This window comes from Shewanella sp. MBTL60-112-B2 (assembly GCF_019655055.1).
Classification (GTDB): domain Bacteria; phylum Pseudomonadota; class Gammaproteobacteria; order Enterobacterales; family Shewanellaceae; genus Shewanella.
The window spans coordinates 14138-36270 of record NZ_BPFA01000046.1; the positions used below are offsets into that span (position 1 = coordinate 14138).

21 protein-coding genes are annotated in these 22133 nt (G+C 42.3%); 16 read left to right on the plus strand and 5 right to left on the minus strand.

Translation table 11 applies throughout. The annotated features are described in order from the left end of the window. Window positions 1–284: 284 nt before the first annotated feature. Window positions 285–779, minus strand: coding sequence for a GreA/GreB family elongation factor (locus tag K5Q73_RS20290; protein WP_220765102.1), 495 nt, complete (start codon window positions 777–779; stop codon window positions 285–287). Between the two features lie 242 nt (window positions 780–1021). Here K5Q73_RS20290 and K5Q73_RS20295 point away from each other — a divergent pair, with 242 nt between their 5' ends. Further along, window positions 1022–1975, plus strand: a complete 954-nt coding sequence (locus K5Q73_RS20295) for a transporter (RefSeq protein WP_259650820.1) — start codon at window positions 1022–1024, stop codon at window positions 1973–1975. A 145-nt stretch (window positions 1976–2120) separates the two neighbouring features. Here the strand turns inward: K5Q73_RS20295 and K5Q73_RS20300 are convergent, their stop codons facing one another. Further along, window positions 2121–3266: a cupin domain-containing protein gene (locus tag K5Q73_RS20300; RefSeq protein WP_220765104.1), complete on the minus strand. Its 1146-nt coding sequence runs from the start codon at window positions 3264–3266 to the stop codon at window positions 2121–2123. 178 nt (window positions 3267–3444) lie between these two features. Here K5Q73_RS20300 and K5Q73_RS20305 point away from each other — a divergent pair, with 178 nt between their 5' ends. Continuing rightward, the gene (locus tag K5Q73_RS20305) at window positions 3445–4095 is read left to right on the plus strand and encodes a PolC-type DNA polymerase III (protein WP_220765203.1); all 651 of its coding nucleotides are present in this window, start codon (window positions 3445–3447) and stop codon (window positions 4093–4095) included. A gap of 112 nt (window positions 4096–4207) precedes the next feature. On the opposite strand, the gene K5Q73_RS20310 is transcribed toward K5Q73_RS20305, so the two are convergent. Then, window positions 4208–4912 (minus strand): DUF3334 family protein, encoded by a 705-nt coding sequence (locus tag K5Q73_RS20310; protein WP_220765106.1) that lies wholly within the window; start codon window positions 4910–4912, stop codon window positions 4208–4210. A 364-nt stretch (window positions 4913–5276) separates the two neighbouring features. Between K5Q73_RS20310 and K5Q73_RS20315 the strand changes: the two genes are divergently transcribed. From K5Q73_RS20315 to K5Q73_RS20380, 14 genes are all read left to right on the plus strand, one after another. Then, window positions 5277–6917, plus strand: coding sequence for a methyl-accepting chemotaxis protein (locus K5Q73_RS20315; RefSeq protein ID WP_220765204.1), 1641 nt, complete (start codon window positions 5277–5279; stop codon window positions 6915–6917). 100 nt (window positions 6918–7017) lie between these two features. Next, window positions 7018–7404, plus strand: coding sequence for an ACT domain-containing protein (locus K5Q73_RS20320; protein WP_220765108.1), 387 nt, complete (start codon window positions 7018–7020; stop codon window positions 7402–7404). 79 nt (window positions 7405–7483) lie between these two features. Next, on the plus strand, window positions 7484–7741 hold the full coding sequence (locus K5Q73_RS20325; protein WP_220765205.1) for an HPr family phosphocarrier protein: 258 nt from the start codon (window positions 7484–7486) through the stop codon (window positions 7739–7741). A gap of 10 nt (window positions 7742–7751) precedes the next feature. Beyond that, window positions 7752–9455 (plus strand): phosphoenolpyruvate--protein phosphotransferase, encoded by a 1704-nt coding sequence (ptsP, locus tag K5Q73_RS20330; protein WP_220765110.1) that lies wholly within the window; start codon window positions 7752–7754, stop codon window positions 9453–9455. 64 nt (window positions 9456–9519) lie between these two features. Continuing rightward, a complete protein-coding gene (gene crr, locus K5Q73_RS20335; RefSeq protein WP_220765124.1) occupies window positions 9520–10029 on the plus strand; it encodes a PTS glucose transporter subunit IIA in 510 nt (169 codons plus the stop codon). A gap of 170 nt (window positions 10030–10199) precedes the next feature. Next, window positions 10200–10544: an ArsC family reductase gene (locus K5Q73_RS20340; RefSeq protein WP_259650821.1), complete on the plus strand. Its 345-nt coding sequence runs from the start codon at window positions 10200–10202 to the stop codon at window positions 10542–10544. Next, complete coding sequence (gene dapE, locus K5Q73_RS20345; RefSeq protein WP_220765126.1) at window positions 10541–11686, plus strand: succinyl-diaminopimelate desuccinylase; 1146 nt, start codon at window positions 10541–10543, stop codon at window positions 11684–11686. Before K5Q73_RS20340 ends, dapE begins: the two co-directional genes overlap by 4 nt. Further along, complete coding sequence (locus K5Q73_RS20350; RefSeq protein ID WP_220765128.1) at window positions 11677–12357, plus strand: M15 family metallopeptidase; 681 nt, start codon at window positions 11677–11679, stop codon at window positions 12355–12357. The genes dapE and K5Q73_RS20350 overlap by 10 nt, the downstream gene beginning before the upstream one ends. A 48-nt stretch (window positions 12358–12405) precedes the next feature. Next, window positions 12406–13257 (plus strand): alpha/beta fold hydrolase, encoded by an 852-nt coding sequence (locus K5Q73_RS20355; protein WP_220765136.1) that lies wholly within the window; start codon window positions 12406–12408, stop codon window positions 13255–13257. A gap of 291 nt (window positions 13258–13548) precedes the next feature. After that, window positions 13549–14163: a carbonate dehydratase gene (can, locus tag K5Q73_RS20360; protein WP_220765144.1), complete on the plus strand. Its 615-nt coding sequence runs from the start codon at window positions 13549–13551 to the stop codon at window positions 14161–14163. A gap of 202 nt (window positions 14164–14365) precedes the next feature. Further along, entirely contained in the window at window positions 14366–15550 is a 1185-nt protein-coding gene (gene kdnA / locus K5Q73_RS20365; RefSeq protein ID WP_220765146.1) for an 8-amino-3,8-dideoxy-alpha-D-manno-octulosonate transaminase KdnA, read from the plus strand. Between the two features lie 80 nt (window positions 15551–15630). Then, a complete protein-coding gene (gene kdnB, locus K5Q73_RS20370; RefSeq protein ID WP_220765148.1) occupies window positions 15631–16701 on the plus strand; it encodes a 3-deoxy-alpha-D-manno-octulosonate 8-oxidase KdnB in 1071 nt (356 codons plus the stop codon). 68 nt (window positions 16702–16769) lie between these two features. Beyond that, entirely contained in the window at window positions 16770–17507 is a 738-nt protein-coding gene (gene kdsB / locus K5Q73_RS20375; RefSeq protein ID WP_220765150.1) for a 3-deoxy-manno-octulosonate cytidylyltransferase, read from the plus strand. Window positions 17508–17519: 12 nt separating this feature from the next. Further along, window positions 17520–17756, plus strand: coding sequence for a DUF2897 family protein (locus tag K5Q73_RS20380; RefSeq protein WP_374706893.1), 237 nt, complete (start codon window positions 17520–17522; stop codon window positions 17754–17756). A 90-nt stretch (window positions 17757–17846) separates the two neighbouring features. On the opposite strand, the gene K5Q73_RS20385 is transcribed toward K5Q73_RS20380, so the two are convergent. Both K5Q73_RS20385 and K5Q73_RS20390 read right to left on the minus strand, forming a co-directional pair. Beyond that, a complete protein-coding gene (locus K5Q73_RS20385) occupies window positions 17847–20942 on the minus strand; it encodes an efflux RND transporter permease subunit (RefSeq protein WP_220765152.1) in 3096 nt (1031 codons plus the stop codon). Next, on the minus strand, window positions 20939–22021 hold the full coding sequence (locus K5Q73_RS20390) for an efflux RND transporter periplasmic adaptor subunit (protein WP_220765168.1): 1083 nt from the start codon (window positions 22019–22021) through the stop codon (window positions 20939–20941). Before K5Q73_RS20390 ends, K5Q73_RS20385 begins: the two co-directional genes overlap by 4 nt. Window positions 22022–22133 lie beyond the last annotated feature (112 nt).

Consider the following 22133-nt stretch of genomic DNA (forward strand, 5'->3'; position numbering starts at 1 on the left):
TTGACGCGCCTTTAAGTCCATAGAGGTAAGATCCCTAGCCAATTTTGACATGGCTCTTAATGAAGCAAGCTTTAATATATTGTCTAGCCTGAGCAAGGTTAGTTACGCACCATCACCAACAGCTTGTATAAAGGTTGATATTGACATTAATCCACTCGCTCTAGCCCGATAATATGTACAAACTGAAGACTTACTGTCCGGCTCATTCAGGTACTACCTCAGAAACTACATCTGGAACTACCTCAGGAGAGCTACCTAGGGAAAGTTATCTCAATGCAGCAAAGCTAGCTAATGTCGATTATTTCATATTCCCGTTTGTTACCAGCAACAACTAAACTAAATTCATCCCCTTGCCACTTGTTTGCCATTGCTGTACCTAATGGGGACTCTAGCGTTACAATCATAATTAATTGCTGCTCATAGCCTATCTTTAAGCCACCAGCACCAGGCCCAACAAAAAGCAGTTGGGTTTTACCACTGTCATCCATCAAAGCGACTAATTTACCTATTTCTACCTTAGCCTCCTTATTAGAGCTTGCATTGACTCGAGCAAATAGCCCCTCAAAATCCCTAATATCGGCCTGACATTGTGCAACTCTCATAGACTGTCCATGAGCAAGGTAGGATGCTTCTAGAGCAAAAGTTTCATACTTACTTTTTGCAATACTTTCAGTATCGGTTGCCGTTTCATGAGCTCGCTTGGCCGCGGTTATCGCACTCGCAAGTGCTTTATCAAGCTCTAGTCTAATTAACTGATGCAAATGATTAATTGATAACACTTGTTTACTTTATCCTGAGTTTGAAACTAGCAATACGCTAAGATTACCAAAATCCACTTTAATGACGCATCATAATTTGGCTCTAGCATTAAAACCTGCTTGATAAACCGTGCAAAAGGGTTAACTTAGTGTTAAATCAATATTAAATTATACCGACTGATCAAGTTCAGCTTCTAAAAGTTAAGCATATTATCGTAATTTGACTAAACCCAAGATTTATTGCTGTTTTTAAGGGATTAAGATTGATTAACAACACAAGATTAACAACTACGGGAAATGCGTTAATCAAACCAGGTAACACCTGCCGGGTAAAGACGCGCTATATTTTTATCCTCTTACTAGCCAGCAATCCATGCGTGGCTCAAGATCTCGAGCCCCGTAGCTACACCAATATTCCAATAGGAATGCATTTTTTAGCGGCTGGCGCAGTATATTCCGAAGGCAATCTATCACCGGCACCAACTGCACCCATTAAGAATGCAAATTTAACCATTAACGCGGCAGCAATTGGCTATGCCTATACTTTTGATCTTGCCGGAAGCTCTTCAAAAGTGGACCTATCAACAACACGAGTATGTTATCAGGGCAGTGCTGAATTCAATGACCAACAAGTCAATGCGGATCGTTGCGGATATGGCGATCCTTCAATAAAGGTCACCTGGAATTTTTTAGGCGCACCAGCATTACAAGTAAAAGACTTCTCTCAGTGGCAGCAAGGTGTGGTCATTGGTGCCAGCATGCAAGTGAGTGTTCCCATGGGCAGCTATGATGAGGATAAATTACTCAATGCTGGTAGTAATCGCTGGGTTTTTCGCCCAGGTATAGGTATGTCACATAAGCTGGGGCGATGGTATTACGATCTTATTGCTTCTGTAAGGCTGTATGGTGATAACGATGATTTTTTTAATGACACTAAGTTAGAGCAACAACCTCAGTTCACACTGCAGGGACACCTTATCTATAACATTAGTCGAGGTCACTGGCTGTCATTAAATGGCAATCTATTTTTTGGAGGCGAAACCCGTAAAGACAAAATAGACTCGTTAGATGAGCAACGTAATTCTCGGTTTGGCATCACTTACTCTTTTCCTATCAATACTCAGCACAGTGTTAAGCTATACGCCAACACAGGCGTCATTACTCAAGTAGGCAATGATTTTGATACGCTAGGAGCCCTTTGGCAATACCGCTTCTAACAGTAAACAAAACGCGCTATTGTTGAATAGGCTGGCTTTCTTATTGCAATAAAAAAGCTCAATCGCTAACTGCAATTGAGCCTTATAGTTCACTTCCACTTGTGACTGACAAAGCAATATTTAAGCCTTGAGCCTTTCGAGCGGCTTACTCTACATCATCGAAATACCAATAACCCGCGTTGACCCAATCGGTCAATTGCGTCATCACAGCATCATTTTCGAACCAAGTAGACATGTCTTCATGGGTTAGTATCTGTTTATTACAAAGTGATTCAATCACCTCTGAACAGCCTGTTCCAAGCTCAATTTGCTCGCCATTAATGTACATGACACCAGACTCAAGACTGTGAGCAAAATAGAGACAACGTAAGCCGCCTAAACGGATCAACGGCTGCTCAGTAATAATTTCCATGATATCGTCAACCTGAAAACCTAATTGCTCCTCGGGTAGATCCAATTCGCACTTAGACTGTGTCAGGTAACGACCACTGAACTCACTGATTAAGGTATCATCCAGTGTTTCGATGAGTTGCTGCTTGATACGACCAAGATCTTGCTCATCGATTAAACCTGAATGCATACTCAAGCTACGGTCTGGATCCGATATCTGCTTGGTGCCTTGTTCGTTATCAATAAGGTGATCGGCTAGAGCACTCACCATATCCTTTGCCGAAGCCGTTCGATAACCCACAGAGAAGCTCATAGATGGCTCAAGCGTCACGCCATCATGAGGGTATCCTGGCGGTAGATACAAAATATCACCAGGTAACAACTCAACATCGATAATAGGGTCAAATGCTTCGGTGTGTAGCAGTGCTGGATGCGCAGCAAACTCTTTATGCGGCCCTAAATCACCGACTCTCCATCTACGGCGTCCAGAACCTTGACATATAAACACATCATAAAGGTCAATATGTGGCCCAACTCCACCACCAGGAACGGCGTAACTGACCATGACATCATCTAAGCGCCAGCGAGGAATAAAATCGAAACATTTTAGTAAATCTTCGGCGGCAGGAACCCAGTTATTTAAAGCCTGCACGATTAAAGTCCAATCGTTTTCACCTAAATGCTCATAAGATTCAAATGGCCCAAACTCCGCCTGCCAGTCACCCTTATCTCTATAGACTCGACGAGATTCCACCATTTCGTCACACGCCAACCCTGCCATCTCATCAGGAGAGAGCAGATCTTGAAAGTTTTTAAATCCTTGACGGATCACTAGTGGTTTCTTTTGCCAGTATTCTTTTAGAAACTGCTCTGGTGTTAAACCATTGATATCTAATTGCATGTTATTAACTCACGTAAATTTGCGCGGATTTTAGCAAATAGTCGCCAGTAAAAATCACGATGAGATCATGAAACATGCTTATTCTGTGCAGCTATGCGCCAACTAAGGTTTAGCTGCGTATAAAGCTGATTGACTGAACAGGTGGGATGAATACAATACCAATAAACATTACCAACGAATTATTAAATTGAGTTATAGCAATCATCCAACCTTATCTCGCCCAGCCGACACGGTTATCGTACTCGACTTCGAAACCACAGGTTTATCTCCCACTCAGGGTGACCGAGCAATTGAAATCGGTGCTGTCATGCTAAAAGATGGCAAAGTGATCGAACGGTTTCAGCAGCTAATGAATCCAGGCTTTAGGATCAGCGGTTTTATCGAAAGTTATACTGGGATCAGTAATGCTATGTTAACCGATGCCCCATCGTGTGAAGAGGTAATGGAACAATTTTCTGATTTTATTGGTGATTATAACTTAGTTGCTCATAACGCCTCTTTCGATCAACGCTTTTTAGATGCTGAACTTAAGCGCATTAATTGTGACTATTCTGGTCAATTTGCCTGTTCTATGCTGATTGCACGCAGACTCTATCAAGCCGCTCCAAACCATAAGCTTGGCAGCTTGATAAACTATAAAAATATTCAACACGACGGTGTGTTTCACCGAGCTTTAGCAGATAGTGAAATGACGGCAAGCCTCTGGTTAGCCATGCTCGAAGATCTAAATCAAGATTATCAATTACAAAGCCCAAACTTCGGTTTATTACAAAGTATTGCTAAACAAAGTAAAGCCAATATTAATCAATATTTAAACCGTCAAAGCTAATAATTAAAGCCATTGCTTAATGCCTAGTAAACAGTGGCTTTAAAGTTAACATTCAGCGCGTTTTTAAACGTGCTGAATTTGCTGAGCCTAAGACATGTCACAAACATTCGAGCTATAGTCCCAACTCATCGAGTAGATCGTCGGCATCGCTCTTATTTACTTGCTTATTTTCTTGAGTTTTTACAGCTTGGGAGCGCTTAGGAGAAGCCAACAACTGACCGTGCTCTGCAAGTAGTTCATCTAAGTCAAAATCCTCATCGACTTCAAATTCACTTAGCTTGATAAACTCAGTTTTGTCCATTGCAAACTCAAGATAAAAAACATGATTACTCTTAGTCTTAAACGATACTCGCCTTGCTACAGCTTCATCTAGGTTAGTATCGATAGAAATAGTTAACTCTTTATTAATAGTCAGCATTTTAGGCTGGCTTTGACTAATACTAGTTTGTAACTCTTTGCTAATTTTGTTGATGAAATCACCTAAGATCTGGTTCATCAACTCTCCCATCACATCAGCGACTTCATCTGAAGTATGTGAAAACGCGAGCTCTGACTCTGGCATCCCCATATTTAGCATGTATTCTCGATAAATCTCTAATGCAGCAGGAGCCGAGAAGTTGATCACCACCAAGCCAGAAAAACCACCATCAAAAATCGAGAAACAACCCAGATCAGGTTTTAAGCAGGTGCGAGTGATAGATTGCACCATACCTGCATGGCTTACTTGACTATGCGTTGTGCTAAATAACACATGAGATACAGAGTGACATAGCTTTAATAATATATCGTCTGTGGTGACAGAGACTCTTGATTGCATAACATTAACCTTTCAAAAATAGTCGAGACATATTGCCCCACTCACCTAACAAAACAAAGTAAAACAAGTAAACAAATTTACATATTCAACTCACCGGTATTATCTATTCGTCACTGTTTTAAGCTAGAGCTTAGGGTTAAGCCGCTAAAGCAGCACAAAAAACTTAACTTGTTACTGTCACAAGATAGATCGACCATTAAGCTAGCTTGCTTATGCGTTAGCAGAACTCAAAAGTGATTTTTAATGTCGATGTACAACACAGATAGAGTTAACATTTTTAAAATAAACATAAGCTTACTATTTCCCAGCCTCACCATTAAGGTTAAGTTTGAACGATGTTATCGTAAACAGAGCAACAAAATATATGATCGCCACCTTAAGACAATTTACCATTCTACAGCGTCTAATTTTAATGCTATTACTTGCCGCTATCGGTACCGTTTGTTTTGCCAGTTTTTCGATCAATGAACAATACAACAACTTAATCGCTCAAAAATGGCTGCAAAATGACGCCCAAATCAATACCGCGATCAGCATTATTGAAGCTCATAACAAACAAATAGATAATCAAAATCTTACTATTGATAACGCCCAACAAGATGCTGCAGATCTTATTAATCAAATTCATTTTGGCAACGATGGTTATTTCATAATATTAGATCAACAGCATAATATTATCGCTCACGGTGCCGACGCTAGTACCATTGGCCAAAATGCAACCGCACTCTTTAGCTCACGGGATCCTATCAACCTAGAATCTTTAATTAATGGAGCAGTACATAACTCTGTTGCCAAGGCGCAAATCAACTTTCCGAATCCAAGCACAGGTCAGCTAGAAGCTAAGTTGGTAGAAGTCAGGCAATACACACCATGGGGTTGGACTGTCATCACAGGAAGCTATATGAGCGACGTGAGTGATGTTATGTACTCGATGGCTTTCGATTACCTCGTTATCATGTTAATGATCTCAATTCCTATCTTTCTTTTTTTCTTGGTGCTTAATATTTCTATTACTGCCCCATTAAAAGAAGCCATTACAGCAATGCAAGATATTGCCCAAGGAGAAGGTGATTTAACCCAGAAATTGCCAACTAAAGGCAAAGATGAAGTCGCAGAATTGGCTCAAGCCTTCAATTTATTTGTGCTTAAAATAAGGGGTATGGTCGCCCAGTTACAACCGATAGGCCAAAACTTGGATAAGGATGCAGTTGGCTTACTGACCGCTGTAGAGGAGTCTAATAGCAGTGTCGAGCATCTCCACCAGCAGACATCAAGTGTCGCTACAGCTATTAACCAGATGCTTTCTACAACTCAAGAAATGGCAACGAGTACCAATCAAGCAGCCGAAGCCGCAAACAGTGTTAAGCACCAAGCACAGCAAAGCATGACAATGATGGACTCAACACTCGACAATGTGCAGCATCTTGCCGATGAACTACAGCATTCTAAGCAGCTTACCCATGCGCTTGGCCAATCTTCTGTGCAGATAGGCAGTATTCTTGATGTGATCCGCGCAATAGCCGAACAAACCAACTTACTAGCCCTTAACGCCGCTATTGAAGCTGCCCGAGCGGGAGCCCACGGTCGTGGTTTTGCTGTCGTCGCCGATGAAGTTCGCGCCTTAGCGACTCGTACTCAAGACTCTACCAACGAAATTCAAAAAATCATCAAAGATATCCAGTCGGGTGTAAACTTAGTTGTGGCCAGTAACGAACAAAATCAACACCAATCTCAACAAGTCCAAACACAAGCAAAAGATGTCAGCGATTCACTGACCGACATTCTTAATTTGATTGCGCACATCAGTGATATGAATACACAGCTTGCCAGTGCTACCGAAGAGCAATCGATAGTCACTGAGGAGATAAATCGCAATATTTGTACCATCACTGAACTAACCGAAGTGTCGGTAAAAGCCAATGAAAGTAACCACAACGCTGCGCTTTCTCTGCAAGAAATCAGTAAAGACTGTTCACAAACCTTAGGCCAGTTTAAAGTTAACTAGTAACAGTTAGACTTTGGTGCGAGGGCAACATTGGCCCTCGCGCTATCTGTCATATATGGTAAGCTAAATTCACTAATGGGACTTATGTAAGAGTGAATTTATGGCTCGTATGACACTGGCAACTCACCCCGAGCTATATACCATCCATAGCTTTTCATCTGAAAGCATTATCCCAGCAGAAGTGTTTCAACAAGAGATGTATTTCATTGGCAAAACTAAGGACGAGATCTCAGTCGTTGTCTCCTCCACGCTAGTTTTAGACAGTATTGAACAAGAAGAGGATTGGCGCTGCCTTGAAGTCCTCGGTCCTTTAGGCTTCTCAATGACAGGGATCCTCGCCAATGTCTCCGGCACACTTGCCGACAAAAAAATAAGCATCTTTGCTATTTCCACCTTTGACACTGACTATATTCTGGTAAAAAAAGACACGCTAATTGAAGCGACCAAAGCCCTCAAAAAGAAAAACTACCAAATCATTGATTATTAGCCCCATTGTTTTTAGATTAACTAGTCTTAGGTTTAAAAGACCATTTGCTTGATAACTAATATTTATGAGTCTCACAATGATGCATGAAAAAGTAGTAACCATTACCGCAAAACATGGGATCCATACACGACCAGCCGCATTATTAGTAAAGAAAGCTAAGTCTTTTGAATGCAGTATCATCGTGGAGTGTGACGGTAAGCAAGCCAGTGCAAAAAGCCTGTTTAAACTGCAAACATTAGGACTTTATTATGGAGTATCCGTACGAGTCATTGCCGAAGGTGAACACGCTGAGCAAGCGGTTGAAGAAGTGTCTGAATTACTCATCACATTAAGTTAGGGAACTAGTTATGTCGATTACGGGAATCGTTGTTTCATCGGGTATCGCGTTTGGCCAAGCTTTGCACCTTAATTTACAGCACCAAAAAATCGATTATCGCGTTATTCCATTAGCTCAAGTTCCCATAGAAATTCAGAGTCTGAATAAGGCTTTCGAGCTTCAAAAGCAACATTTATCCCAAAGCCTAACTAAGTTAGATCCAAGCACAAGCCATTTTGAACTCATTGAAGCTGACATCCTCATTCTTGATGATGAAGAATTGCTAGCCCAAATTGAAGACACTATATCAAGATTACAGATCAGAGCTGCTGTAGCCATTGAACGAGTATTTACATATCAAGCAGCAGAACTCGAGCAGCTAGATGATCCCTATTTAGCTAATCGAGCTGAAGACATATTGTGTTTAAGTAGCCGGCTTATCGCGCGCTTACATGGTGCTCAGCACCTCGACTTAAGCCAGCTAAATCAAGATACCATTATTTTTGCCCATGACTTAACACCCGCTGAATTTGCCATGTTACCACTTAAGCATATTAATGGCTTAGTGCTCACTACTGGCGGCATCACAAGTCATACAGCAATCCTCGCCCGTAGTGCCGGGGTACCCGCGCTACTGAGTTGCCAATATGAAGGGGAACAGATCAAAAATGGCACCCAGGTAGTGCTTAACGCTATCGATGGTGAGCTAGTTATTAATCCAGGTCATGAACGTCTTGCTCAACTGTCAAAGCTACAGCAACAAGATCATCAACATAAACAACAGTTATTAAGCCTTAAAGATCTGCCTACGGAGACCATAGATGGTCATCAGGTTTCTTTATTGGCAAACGTTGGTAGCTTAAATGAGATTAGCCATTTGGCCGATGTTGGCGCAGAAGGTATTGGTCTGTTTCGTACTGAATTTATGTTAATGAATACCAGTACTCTACCCGACGAAAAAACCCAGTATCACTTCTATTGTGACGCACTGCATTTAATGGCGGGTAAAACCTTTACCATACGCACCTTAGATGTCGGCGCGGATAAAGAGTTACCTTGCTTGCCCCCATTAATTGAAGACAACCCCGCACTAGGCATGAGAGGTATTCGCTACAGTTTGGCCAACCCTCAGCTGTTTATTACCCAAGTAAAATCGATTTTACGGGCAGCGAATCAAGGCCCTATTAGGCTTATGTTTCCAATGATTAATCAGGTCGAAGAACTAGAGGCATTATTCAGTTTTATTGAAACCTGTAAGCTTGAACTTATTGAAGAGGAGAAAGGCTTTGGACAGATAAGTTACGGTATCGTCGTTGAAACGCCTGCTGCAGTCCTAAACCTTGAATCTATGCTGCCGCTAGTGGACTTTATCAGTATCGGTACTAACGATCTCACTCAGTACACTATGGCGGCGGACCGCACTAACCCCTCTCTAACAAGAGAGTACCCTTCTCTATCCCCTGCAGTATTAAAACTCATTAAAGCAACGATAGATCTGGCACAACAACACCAAGTTACCGTTTCACTTTGCGGAGAGTTAGCCAGTGACCCTAAAGTTGCCCCTTTACTCATAGGTATGGGGATCGACGAGTTAAGCGTTAATTTAAGTTCATTGTTAGAGGTAAAATCTGCAATACGTGATATAAGTTACCAAACTTGTTTGGCACTCGCTAAACATGCAATTAAAATAAAAAGAATCGAAGAATTAAATATTTACATTAACGGTCTCAACTGATATCGATATACTGGCAATAGCCTTTATTAAATACAAATCAACATACCTAAGAGGCATATGATAGATGGGATTTTTAAGCCGCATTAGACGCCTAATTTCAGGACAAACAGATATCGCTGGCGTAGTAAATGTCTATGCCCCTGTTTCAGGCAAAATTGTTGCCGTTGAAAAAGTACCTGACGCTGTTTTTTCAGAAAAAATAGTCGGTGACGGGTTAGCCGTCGCGCCAAAAGGCCAGCTCATACTCGCTCCAATTGATGGTACCATAGGTAAAATATTTGAAACAAACCATGCATTTAGCATCGAGTCAAATCAGGGGCTTGAGATATTTGTTCACTTTGGTATTGGTACTGTTGAGCTCAGAGGGAATGGTTTTAAACGCCTTGCCGAAGAGGGCCAAGAAGTAAAGGTTGGTGAGCCGATTTTAGAGTTCGATCTGACGTATCTAACTGAGCACGCAGATAGTCTGTTAACGCCAGTCCTTATCGCCAATATGGAAGACATACAAGGACTAGATAAGAAGCAAGGAAACGTAGAAGCTGGCAAAGACGTTATCTTCTCAGTCATGCTATAAACCTGCAACCGCGACTGAGTCACTTATCATTTTGATGAAAATGTGTCCCATGTTTACAAAAGCTATTGAATAACATTCAACAAGTCGCTTGTGAGGTCAGTTCGCTCTTGAGCCGACTTAAAAGCAATGCCACAATGCATGCAACTTATAAAAACAGATTGGAGTACCCTTTGACACTCTTTGGAATAAAGAATTGCGATACTGTTCGTAAGGCACGTAAATGGCTTGAAGCAAATCAGCTAGAAGTTACTTTTCATGATTTTCGTGATGATGGACTTAGCACAGAGCAAATTGAGCAATGGGTAGCGGCCGTTGGTTGGGAAACCTTATTTAATAAACGTAGCACCAGCTTCAGAAACCTAACCGATACAGAAAAAAACGACCTCAATCAAAATAAAGCTGTGGCACTTATGGCACTTTATCCAACCTTGATCAAGCGACCTGTTTTAGTGTTAAACGGACAAGTTCAAGTTGGATTCAAAGAAGCTGACTATCGCGTGTGGTTTAACCTATGAGCCAACAACAAGAATCAGCGGTTCTTAGCCTAGCCAAAGATCTTATTTCTCGTCCTTCAGTGACTCCTTTAGATGAAGGATGCCAACCACTTATGGCTGAGCGATTAAGCCAAGCAGGCTTTGAAGTTGAGTCGATGGTATTTGATGATACCACCAATATGTGGGCTCGAAGAGGTACTCAGTCTCCAGTCTTTTGTTTTGCAGGCCATACCGATGTCGTGCCTGTTGGGGACTTAAACCGCTGGCATACACCACCTTTTGAACCTGTGGTTATTGACGATTACCTACATGGTCGCGGTGCTGCCGACATGAAAGGTTCCTTAGCCGCAATGCTTGTTGCAGCTGAGCGTTTCGTTAAGAAAAACCCTAATCATCAAGGTTCTATCGCCTTTCTTATTACTAGTGACGAAGAAGGGCCATTTATTAATGGCACCACTCGCGTTATCGATACCCTCGAAGCACGTAATGAGAAGATCACTTGGTCTTTAGTTGGCGAACCTTCATCGACCCATAAACTGGGTGATATTGTAAAAAATGGCCGCAGAGGCAGTCTTACTGGTAACCTCACGGTTAAAGGGATCCAGGGCCATGTTGCCTACCCTCACCTCGCTGACAACCCCATTCATAAGGCCGCTCCAGCATTAGACGAGCTAGCACGAATGAAATGGGATGATGGCAATGAATTCTTTCCGCCAACCAGTTTTCAAATAGCTAACATCAATGGTGGCACGGGAGCATCTAACGTGATCCCTGGCGCGTTAGAGGTGATGTTTAACTTCCGTTATTCTACCGAAGTTACCGCTGAGATATTGATTGAGCGCGTATTAAATATTCTCGATGCCCACGGCTTAGATTACGATATTAGCTGGGTATATAATGGGCTACCTTTCTTAACTGGAGATGGGCCACTATTAGAAGCAACCAAAGCAGCCATCAAGAAGGTAACAGGTACAGATACCGATCCACAGACATCGGGTGGAACTTCTGATGGCCGATTTATCGCACCAACTGGCGCCCAAGTCATTGAGCTAGGTCCTGTCAATGCGACGATTCATAAAGTTAATGAGTGTGTTAAGGTCTCCGATCTTGAACTACTCACCGACTGCTATGAAGCCATTTTGGAAAATTTACTTTGCAAGTAAACCATCGCCATCTTTATGGACTCGAACATCTTGGCTTAATCGAGTGTCTAGGTCATCAGCTAGAGTCCAACACTGCTGCTGCATTTTTAAAAATGCAGCAAGCGGCGGTGTCTGACGGTCTCGATATTCAGATCTGCTCTGCTTATCGAGATTTCGATAAGCAGCAATCTATCTGGAATGCTAAGGCTAGCGGTAAAAGAGTTCTGTTAAACAAAGAATCACAACCGGTCGCCATCGAATTATTATCTTCAAGTCATTTGATTGATATGATCCTAATTTGGTCTGCCATACCAGGAATGTCCCGCCATCACTGGGGAACAGATATCGATATCTTTGATGCAAATCAGATATCACGTCATGATTTACGCCTAATTTCCCAAGAATACCAAGCCGATGGCCCTTGTTTCCAATTAAGTCAGTGGTTAGACTCCCATGCTCATCAATATGGGTTTTATCGCCCCTATCAAGAAAACTTGAGCGGTGTGAGTCCAGAACCTTGGCACTTTAGCTACTTTCCAATTTCTAAAGACTATATAAATAATTACCATATCGAGTCGATTAAAGCGGTTATAGCGGATTCATCGATTTTACATAAAGACGTAATACTTGAGCGTATTGATGCCCTTGTCGACGAATATGTTTTTCGAGTAGCTCCAATACCAGCGCTATAACTGCCGCTCTAAAACCAGATTTCTTCACACATATTTAGAGATACCACTGTGAACATAAGCGAATTAACCACGAATTTTGCCGAAAATACCGTAACGAACAGACATGAGTTAACCATTGAAGGCAGTACACTCAGCTACCTTGATATTGGTCAAGGGCCAGTCTTATTAATGGGCCACAGTTACCTTTGGGATAGCGAAATGTGGGCACCTCAAATCGCATACTTAAGCCAAAATTATCGATGCATTGTACCTGATCTTTGGGGCCACGGTTTTTCCGGTTCATTACCCACTTGCAGTCGTAATTTACGGGATATAGCCAGTCAGATGCTTGAGCTTATGGATGCGCTTAATATCGAAAAGTTCTCAGTAATTGGCTTATCTGTTGGTGCTATGTGGGGGGCTGAGCTTGCACTTAAGGCTCCAGCTCGAGTACAAAGCCTCGTCATGCTTGGCAGCTTTATTGGTTATGAACCAGAGATCACCCGTGATAAATATTATGCAATGCTGGATGTGATAAAGGCTGAAAAAACCGTATCGACTAAAGTCATCGACACCATCACGCCGCTGTTTTTTGCAAATCAGCCTCAACCTGAATTAGTTGCACTGCTTAAACAAAAACTCAACCATTTTGACAACAACATCGACACGCTTTATCAGCTTGGCAGAATGATTTTTGGTCGTCGCGATACCATGGATGATGCCCATTTATTTACCCTTCCCTGCTTAATTATGACAGGGGTTGAAGACAAAGCGCGTTCGGTACTCGAGGGGTATTTAATGCATGACGCTATTGATGCGAGTAAATATATCCATATTCCAGATTGTGGGCACATTTCTACATTGGAACAAGCTGACTTTGTCAATCAACAGCTAAGCCAATTTTTAGCGACGCATCATTAGTCCTATTTAAAATAGACTATTTTAGAGCGCTCTAAGGTCGTTTTCACTCTGTGCTTAGCTTCTATTCGACAGTTCCTAGTCAGCCTAAGCACAAAACATATTGCCAGCTAGTTTATGATTCAACTTATCTTTCAAGTTAGATTACTTGCAACACAAACAACCTGGCAGCAACAATTTTAACAAACATTTAAGATTACTTCTCTATAGTACTGAATAGACCAGCAGAGCTAAGTTTCAGTGATAAACTTAGCCTGTATTGAGATTTTCTTAACTGACCGATATAAGAGCAGAATGAAACTACTAAAACCGCTTTTTGAAAACAATCGCCGCTGGGCAGGCCGGATCCTAGAAGAAGATCCACAATTCTTTGAACAACTCGCTAAGCAACAGAGTCCTGAGTATTTATGGATAGGTTGCTCAGATAGCCGAGTACCTTCTAATCAGATCATTGACCTAATGCCTGGTGAAGTATTTGTTCACCGCAACATTGCCAATATGGTTATCCATACAGATTTAAACTGTTTATCTGTACTCCAGTATGCCGTTGAAGTGCTAAAAGTTAAGCACATTATGGTTGTTGGTCATTACGGCTGTGGCGGTATTAAAGCCTCTATGGGTAAAGAAAGACTTGGTCTTATTGATAACTGGCTGGGTCATATCCGCGATATTTATCGTTTACATAGAGCCGATCTTGACAATATGGACGAATCTGAGCGTTTTGATCGTTTATGCGAATTGAATGTCATGGAGCAAGTGGCCAACGTTACTAGTACCACCATAGTTCAAGAAGCTTGGGCTCGTGGTCAAGATGTTGCCATTCATGGATGGATTTATAGCGTAGAAAACGGTTTACTCTCCGATTTAGATGTAACCGTAAATAAAGATACGGAAGCAGAGAATAGCTAAAGGCTATCAATTAAAATCAACTTATTAAGGGCTAGCTCAGACAATGTACTGAGCTAGCCCTTTTTTTTACAACACTTGTTGCAAAAATATTAATAAATATAGGGAAAACAGTAAGAATTATCACAGTGAGCTGGCCAACACAGTTATAATCGATTGTTTATTTTTAGCGTAATTTAGCGCAGTGAATACTAAGGAAATATCCATGCCTGGTTTTGAATTATTTGGTCCTGAAGAGAAACAAGAAGTCGCGGATGTAATGGAGAATGGATTTACATTCCGTTATAACTTTGATCATATGCGTAATGACCGCTGGAAAACCCGTGAAATGGAGGCCCTACTCTGCAAAAAAATGGGAGCCAAGCATGCTCACTTAGTATCCAGTGGCACCGCTGCCTTACAAACAGCAATGGCCGCTGCAGGTATTGGCGCAGGCGATGAAGTTATCGTTCCTCCTTTCACATTTGTCGCATCTGTTGAAGCGGTATTTATGGCCGGTGCAGTGCCAGTATTTGCTGAAATTGATGAAACATTATGTTTATCACCAGCAGGTATCGAAGCTGCTATAACCCCAAAAACCAAAGCAGTTAACCTAGTCCATATGTGCGGCTCAATGGCTAAAATGGATGAAATCAAGGCTATCTGTAGCAAACATAACTTAGTGCTACTAGAAGATGCCTGCCAAGCCATTGGTGGCAGCTATAGAGGCCAAGCCTTAGGCACTATAGGCGATGTTGGTTGCTACTCATTCGACTCAGTAAAAACTATCACTTGTGGTGAAGGTGGCGCTGTCATCACCAACAACGAGGCACTCTATAATCATGCCCATATGTTCTCAGACCATGGACATGACCATGTTGGCAATGATCGCGGCGCCGAAGGCCACCCTATCATGGGGCTGAACTTTCGTATTTCAGAAATGAACTCTGCAATGGGTCTAGCCCAATTACGTAAACTAGACAAAATCATAGACATTCAGCGTACAAATAAAAAATTGATAAAAGATGCCATGGCGGCAATCCCAGAGGTAGCTTTTCGTGAGATCCCTGATGTTGAAGGTGACTCCGCTGGCTTCTTAACTTTCTTCATGCCTAGTGAAGAACGGACTGTCGAAATCAATAAAAAACTTGCAGCAAACGGTGTTGACGGCTGTTTTTACTGGTATGTCAATAACTGGCACTATTTATCAAATTGGAAGCATATTCAAGAACTGAAATCTTCTGCAGCCCTTCCAATTACACTGATTGAAGATAGACCCGATTATACTAAAGTGTCAGTACCGAAATCTGATGCCATTATGAGTCGTACTATTTCAATGCTTATTAAACTTTCATGGACCGAGGACAAAATAATGCAGCGAATCCAGAATATCAAACGTGCTTTCGCTTAAATAACAACGAGTATCCGTCTTGCTATTCAATTTAGCACGATGGCACATTTTAAATTAATGGCCCAACGGAGAATGTCGTAATGAGTTTTAAGAATTTTAAATGTGTACCAAAAATGATTTTTGGTCGCGGCTCATTTGCCCAACTTAACCAAGTGTTAGCAAAAGAACGCGAGGCTGAAGATGACTTTGTAGTCTTTTTAGTTGATGATGCGCATCAATTTAAAACGCTAAGTAATCGTGTTCCAGCCAAAGCACATGACTTACTCATTTATGTCAATGTGGACGACGAACCCACGACAAAACAAGTTGATGCTCTAACAGAGCAAGTCCAAGCCTTTAACTGCAAATTACCGGTTAGCGTGGTCGGACTCGGTGGCGGCTCAACATTAGATTTAGCAAAAGCGGTTTCGCTAATGCTGACCAACCCTGGTGGAAGTGCCGAGTACCAAGGCTGGGATCTGATTAGAAATCCAGCAATCCATCATATTGGGATCCCAACAGTATCAGGTACAGGTGCAGAAGCATCACGTACTGCGGTATTATGTGGTCCAGTGCGTAAGCTTGGCTTAAACTCTGATTACACTGTATTCGATCAGATCATTATGGATTCTGAGCTGATTGCAGGTGTTCCAACAGATCAATGGTTCTACACAGGTATGGATTGTTATATCCATTGCATTGAATCACTGCAGGGCACCTATTTAAATGAATTTGCAAAAGCATTTGCCGAAAAATCCATGGCGCTTTGCCGTGAAGTCTTTATAGACGATCATGAAGAGAAAGATGACAAGCTGATGATGGCTTCCTATATGGGCGGTATGAGTATTGCCTATAGCCAAGTTGGTGCCTGTCATGCGGTTTCTTATGGTCTTGGCTATGTATTAGGCTACCATCATGGGATTGGTAATTGCTTAGCATTTGATGTACTTGAAGAGTTCTATCCAGAAGGTGTTGCAGAGTTCCGTTTGATGATGGACAAGCACAACATCATTCTGCCTAAGAACATCTGTAAGGATCTTCCTGATAAAACTATCGCTAAGATGGTAGCCGTCACTAAAAGCATGGGCCCGCTATGGGATAATGTTTATGGCGAAGGCTGGGAAGAAAAAGTCACCGATGAAATGCTCACTCAGTTATTCCGTCGGATCTAAACTCTAGCATAAGCATAAAATGGGTTTCATCTTGAGGCCCATGATATTTTCTTAAGTAGGTAAATTGAATGAATGTAACCTTATTAATCCCTGCTCGATATGGATCAAGCCGCTTTCCTGGCAAGCCATTAGCTCCAATCAATGGTAAGCCTATGATCCAACACGTTTACGAGCGCGCATCTTTAGCAAAAGGGCTTAAAGACATCTATGTCGCCACCGATGATGTGCGCATTAAAAACGCTGTAGAAGGATTTGGTGGCAAGGTTGTTATGACAGGTACAAATGCCGCATCAGGTACCGACCGTATCGATGAAGCCATTTCAATACTCGGATTGGCTGATGATGACCTAGTCATTAACTTGCAAGGTGACCAACCGCTTATCGACCCTATTGTTATCGAACAACTTGTTAGCTTGTGTGAACGTCATGCTGGTGAATTTGATATGGCGACATTAGGCGTAGAGATAAAAGATGAAGATCAACTTAACGATCCTAATCATGTAAAAGTAGTATTCGATAATAATCATAACGCATTGTACTTTTCTCGTGCACGGATCCCTTTTGGTCGTGATACTTCTGACTACCCAGTCTACAAGCACATAGGGATCTACGCTTATACGCGTAAATTTATCCAAACATTTGCAAAGTTGCCTCTAGGTCGTTTAGAGGAGTTAGAGAAGTTGGAACAATTGCGAGCACTTGAGTACGGCTACAAAATCAAAGTTGCAATCAGCGCATTTGATTTTCCTGAAGTTGATACGCCTGAAGATATTCGTATCTGTGAAGCTAGGCTCGCCGTTGACTAAATTTGAGGCTTAATGATGTCAGATCTGGAAGTAGGTTTATTGATTTTACTCGTGCTTGGGGTGATCGCTAGTAATCTTGCGGTCTTAAAGTACAGTGCAAAACACAAGATGACGCACTTTGGTAAAAATCATCACGGCAAAAAACAACCAGCAACGGATGCTAAAGATAACAACAGTGATAATGCTAACAGTGACGATAAACAAACTGATGATCCATCGAATCACGATGATAAAACTGGCAAGTCTTAATGACTCCAATTAATCATCCACAAAAAAGGCGCTTAAAGCGCCTTTTTTGTCTTTCAAATTTAGCAAAGGTTCAAACTTTCCCCTCAGCGCTTAAGTCTTAGACAGCTCCTTCTCCAGTTGCTTAGCTATCGCCTCTGGCGAGCCAGTATTTCGAGCTAACAAGGAGTATGCTACAGGAATAACCAATAGTGTGAAGAAGGTAGCTAAAGTTATCCCTGACAACACGACTACACCAATAACAAAGCGGGTTTCGGCTCCCGCCCCTTCAGAAAGTACTAAGGGAACGGCTCCCGCTGCGGTTGTGATCCCCGTCATCAAGATAGGTCTAAGTCGCTGACTCGATGCTTGGATAATCGCTTGCTGAAACTCAATGCCTTTATCTCTTAATTGGTTAGTGAACTCAACAATCAAAATACCGTTCTTAGCCGCTAAGCCCACCAGCATGATAATGCCTATTTGACTGTAAATATTCAGGCTTTGATCGGTTAACCATAAACCAATTAAGGCACCGAGTGTCGCTAAGGGAACCGTAAGCATGATAACCAGTGGGTGAACATAACTTTCAAACTGAGCAGCTAACACTAAGAATACTATCCCAAGGGCTAAAATAAATACAAAGTACATCGAATTACCTGAGTCTTGATAATCCAATGATTGGCCCTTATAACTCACTATCGCCTCAGTTGGCAGGTATTCATAGGTCAAATCATTTAAGTAATCTAATGCTTCGCCTAAGCTATAACCGTCAGCTAGGTTTGCTTCGATCGTAATGGCTCGCATACGGTTGTATCGGTTGAGCTGGCTCGCATCAGCAAACTCCTCAATTGAAATAAGGTTAGATAAAGGAATAAGCTCCTTACTTCTATCTGAACGAACATAGATATTCTCTAAATCGTTAGCCGTATTTTGATTATCTCGGTTACCTTCAATAATAACATCGTACTCTTCACCATCTCTCATAAAGGTTGTAACTAAGCGCGAGCCCAGCATCGATTCTAGCGTACGACCAATATGAGAGATGGAAACCCCTAGATCGGCAGCTCTGTCTTTATCTATCACCACCCTAAGTTGTGGTTTAGTCTCATTGTAATCATGATCTAAACCCACAAGGTTAGGATTTTCCTTTGCCTTCTCGATAATAATATCGCGCCATCTGGCCAGCTCCTCATAACTCGGGCCACCTAAAACAAACTGCACAGGTTTACCCACACCACGCCCAAATGCTTGGCGCATAACAGGAAATGCTCGAACACCCGCCAAGTCTGATAGTCGCCCTCTTATATCGCCGATGATTTCAAAAGCACTGCGCCTCACCGCCCAATCTTCCAAAACAATAATCGCCATACCATTAGAGAAGTTTGCACTGCGACCAAAGCCACGAGGTGCGCGAATTAATAAACGTTTTATCTCTCCAGCCTCAACCAAAGGCATCAAGCGATTTTCTATTTCATCCATATAGGATTCAATGTATTCGAAGCTTGCTCCTTGAGGCCCATTAACAATCAGGAACATTGACCCCCGGTCTTCTCTAGGTGCGAACTCCTGAGGAACTTCTTTAGCTAGAAATGCGCTGCTTACTAATGCGATTAAAATAAGAGAAGAAACTAAATATGGGTGGCGCATCGCGGCAGCTAAGGTTAAGCGATAATAGCTTGCGAGCTTATCCATTCCTGAATCTATCTTACGTACCAACCAAGGATCTTGCCCTGATGGCTTAAGTACTTTTGAGCACATCATAGGGCTGAGCGTTAATGCCACTACGCTGGAGAAAATCACCGCTGCACTCATGGCAACAGCAAACTCTTTAAATAGCTTACCTAAATCCCCTTCTAAGAAGGTAATAGGCATAAATACTGCTACTAACACTAAAGTTGTAGCAACGACAGCAAATGCAACCTCTCTCGCGCCGAGATATGCCGCCTTCAATGGCGAATCGCCTTCCTCTATTCGTCTATGGATATTTTCAAGTACCACAATTGCATCGTCGACGACCATACCGATAGCTAAGATCATCGCCAATAGAGTGAGTAAATTAATGGTATATCCCAAGGCATACAGCACTATGAATGTCGCCATTAAGGATACAGGTACAGTTAACGCCGGAATAAGCATGGCGCGTACGCTACCAAGAAACAGATAAATTACCACTATGACTAAAAACATCGCAATAAACAGGGTTTGGTATACCTCCTTAACTGACGCCTCGATAAATACCGAGCTATCGTAAGAGCGCTTAATCTCCATGCCGGCGGGTAGTGTTGGGTTTATCTGATCAACCAACTTATTAGCAGCGCGCGCAACGTCTAAAGTGTTCGCTGTCGATTGTTTAGACACGCCAAGTCCAATCATGGCTTCGCGGTTACCTCTAAAGGTTATACGCTCCTCTTCTGAGCCTATCTCAACCTTGGCCACGTCACCCAGTTTAACTAAGTAACCATCTTCCCCTTCGGCCAACACCAAATTGGCAAAATCATCAGAAGTCTTAAAGCTACGCTCTAAGCGCACTGTAAAGTGACGCTCTTTCGATTCTACGCTTCCAGCGGGGAGCTCGACATTTTCTGAGCGTAATGCCGCTTCAATATCGGCAACGGTTAAACTTCTTGCCGCTAGCGCCTGCCTATCTATCCATACGCGCATTGCATAAACTTTACCTCCACCAAGGCGCATATTAGCCACACCATCGATAACAGAAAAACGGTCAATTAAGTAACGTCTGGCGTAATCGGTCAGCTGTAAGGTCGTCATCTGATCCGACACCAGATTAAGCCACATTATGACTTCATCACCGCCATTAGCCTTTTGAACTTCAGGTGGCTCAGCTTCTTCAGGCAGGTTGTTGAGTAAGCCCGATACTCTATCACGCACATCATTAGCCGCGGCTTCAATGTCGCGACCGACATCAAACTCCAGGGTAACACTTGAACGGCCATCACTGCTCGATGAACTAATGTGTTTAATGCCCTCTACACCACTAATTCGATCTTCTACTAACTGAGTAATACGACTTTCAACAACTGCAGCACTGGCTCCGCGATAATTGGTTTGAATCGACACTACAGGAGGATCAATATTGGGATACTCTCTCAACGGTAACTTTTCAAAGGCAACTAAGCCAAAAATGATGAGTAGAATACTAATGACTGAAGCGAAAACCGGTCGCTTAACCGAAATATCAGTTAAGATCATGCCACAGGCTCCACGCTCGCTTGCTCAAGAAAACTAAAGCGCTCACTTAAGGTCACTTTTACTTTGTCACCTGGACGGACTTTTAATAAACCTCGGATCACGATTTGCTCATTTAACGCAATACCGTCTAAGATCTCCACCCAACCACGTTTACGTAAACCTAATGAAACCTGCTTTTGCTCAATCACACCTTCTTCATTCACCAAATAGACATAATGCCTGTCTTGTATTGGAATAATCGCAGATTCCGGCAGGATTAGCGCATCTCTGCTGGTTTTAATCAACTTCACCTTCATTAACATTCCAGGAAGTAATCTCTGCTTTGGATTAGGGATCTCAGCCCTAACAATCACAGCTCGGGTTTTGGGATTGATACGGCTATCGATAGAAACAACTTTACCCTTAAATACCTCTCCGTCGAATGCGACGGCTGTCGCTTCGACTGTTTTACCTAATGCTAAAGCTTGTAAGAAGCGTTCTGGCACGGAAAAGTCTAATTTGATAACGGAAATATCATCTAAGGTCGTAATTGTATTGCCAGGAGAAACCAGTGCACCAACACTCACTTGACGTAAGCCAAGTGAGCCTGAAAATGGAGCGCTAATCCGTCTATCTTTTAGGGCTGACTCTGCTTGAATTAATTCTGCTTTTGCCGTATCGATAAGGGTTTGCAGGCGATCACGCTCAAGTTCAGCAATAGTTTGACTCGTCACAAGGGTACGAATTCGTTCTAGTTCGCGTTGGTGATCTTTAACTTTTACTTTTGCTACCGTCACACGTGCAATCTGTTCGCGATCCTGTAATTGAACCAGTAAGCGCCCCTTCTCAACCAGCTCGCCATCATCAAAGTTCACTTCGGTGACTACGTCAGTCACTTTAGGCGTAACAGTAATCGACTCGTTTGCCTTGCTGGTACCGAGAGCTTCCACTTCATCACGAATAGCTTGCATCGACGCCTTAGTGATCACCACATTTGGTGTCGGCCGCGCTCTTTTTACTTTTTCATTAGGAGCTTGTTGTAGATAGAAATAGGCGCCAACGGCACCAAGCAATGTAAGGAATATTATTATTTTTTTCATGAGTGTCCTGAAAGACTACTGTATCCAATTGCGTTTAGTTTACCTTGAGACAATTTAGCTTCAATAGGTTTTACTTTTTCTTACAATTAACACACTTAAGTCACACTTATGC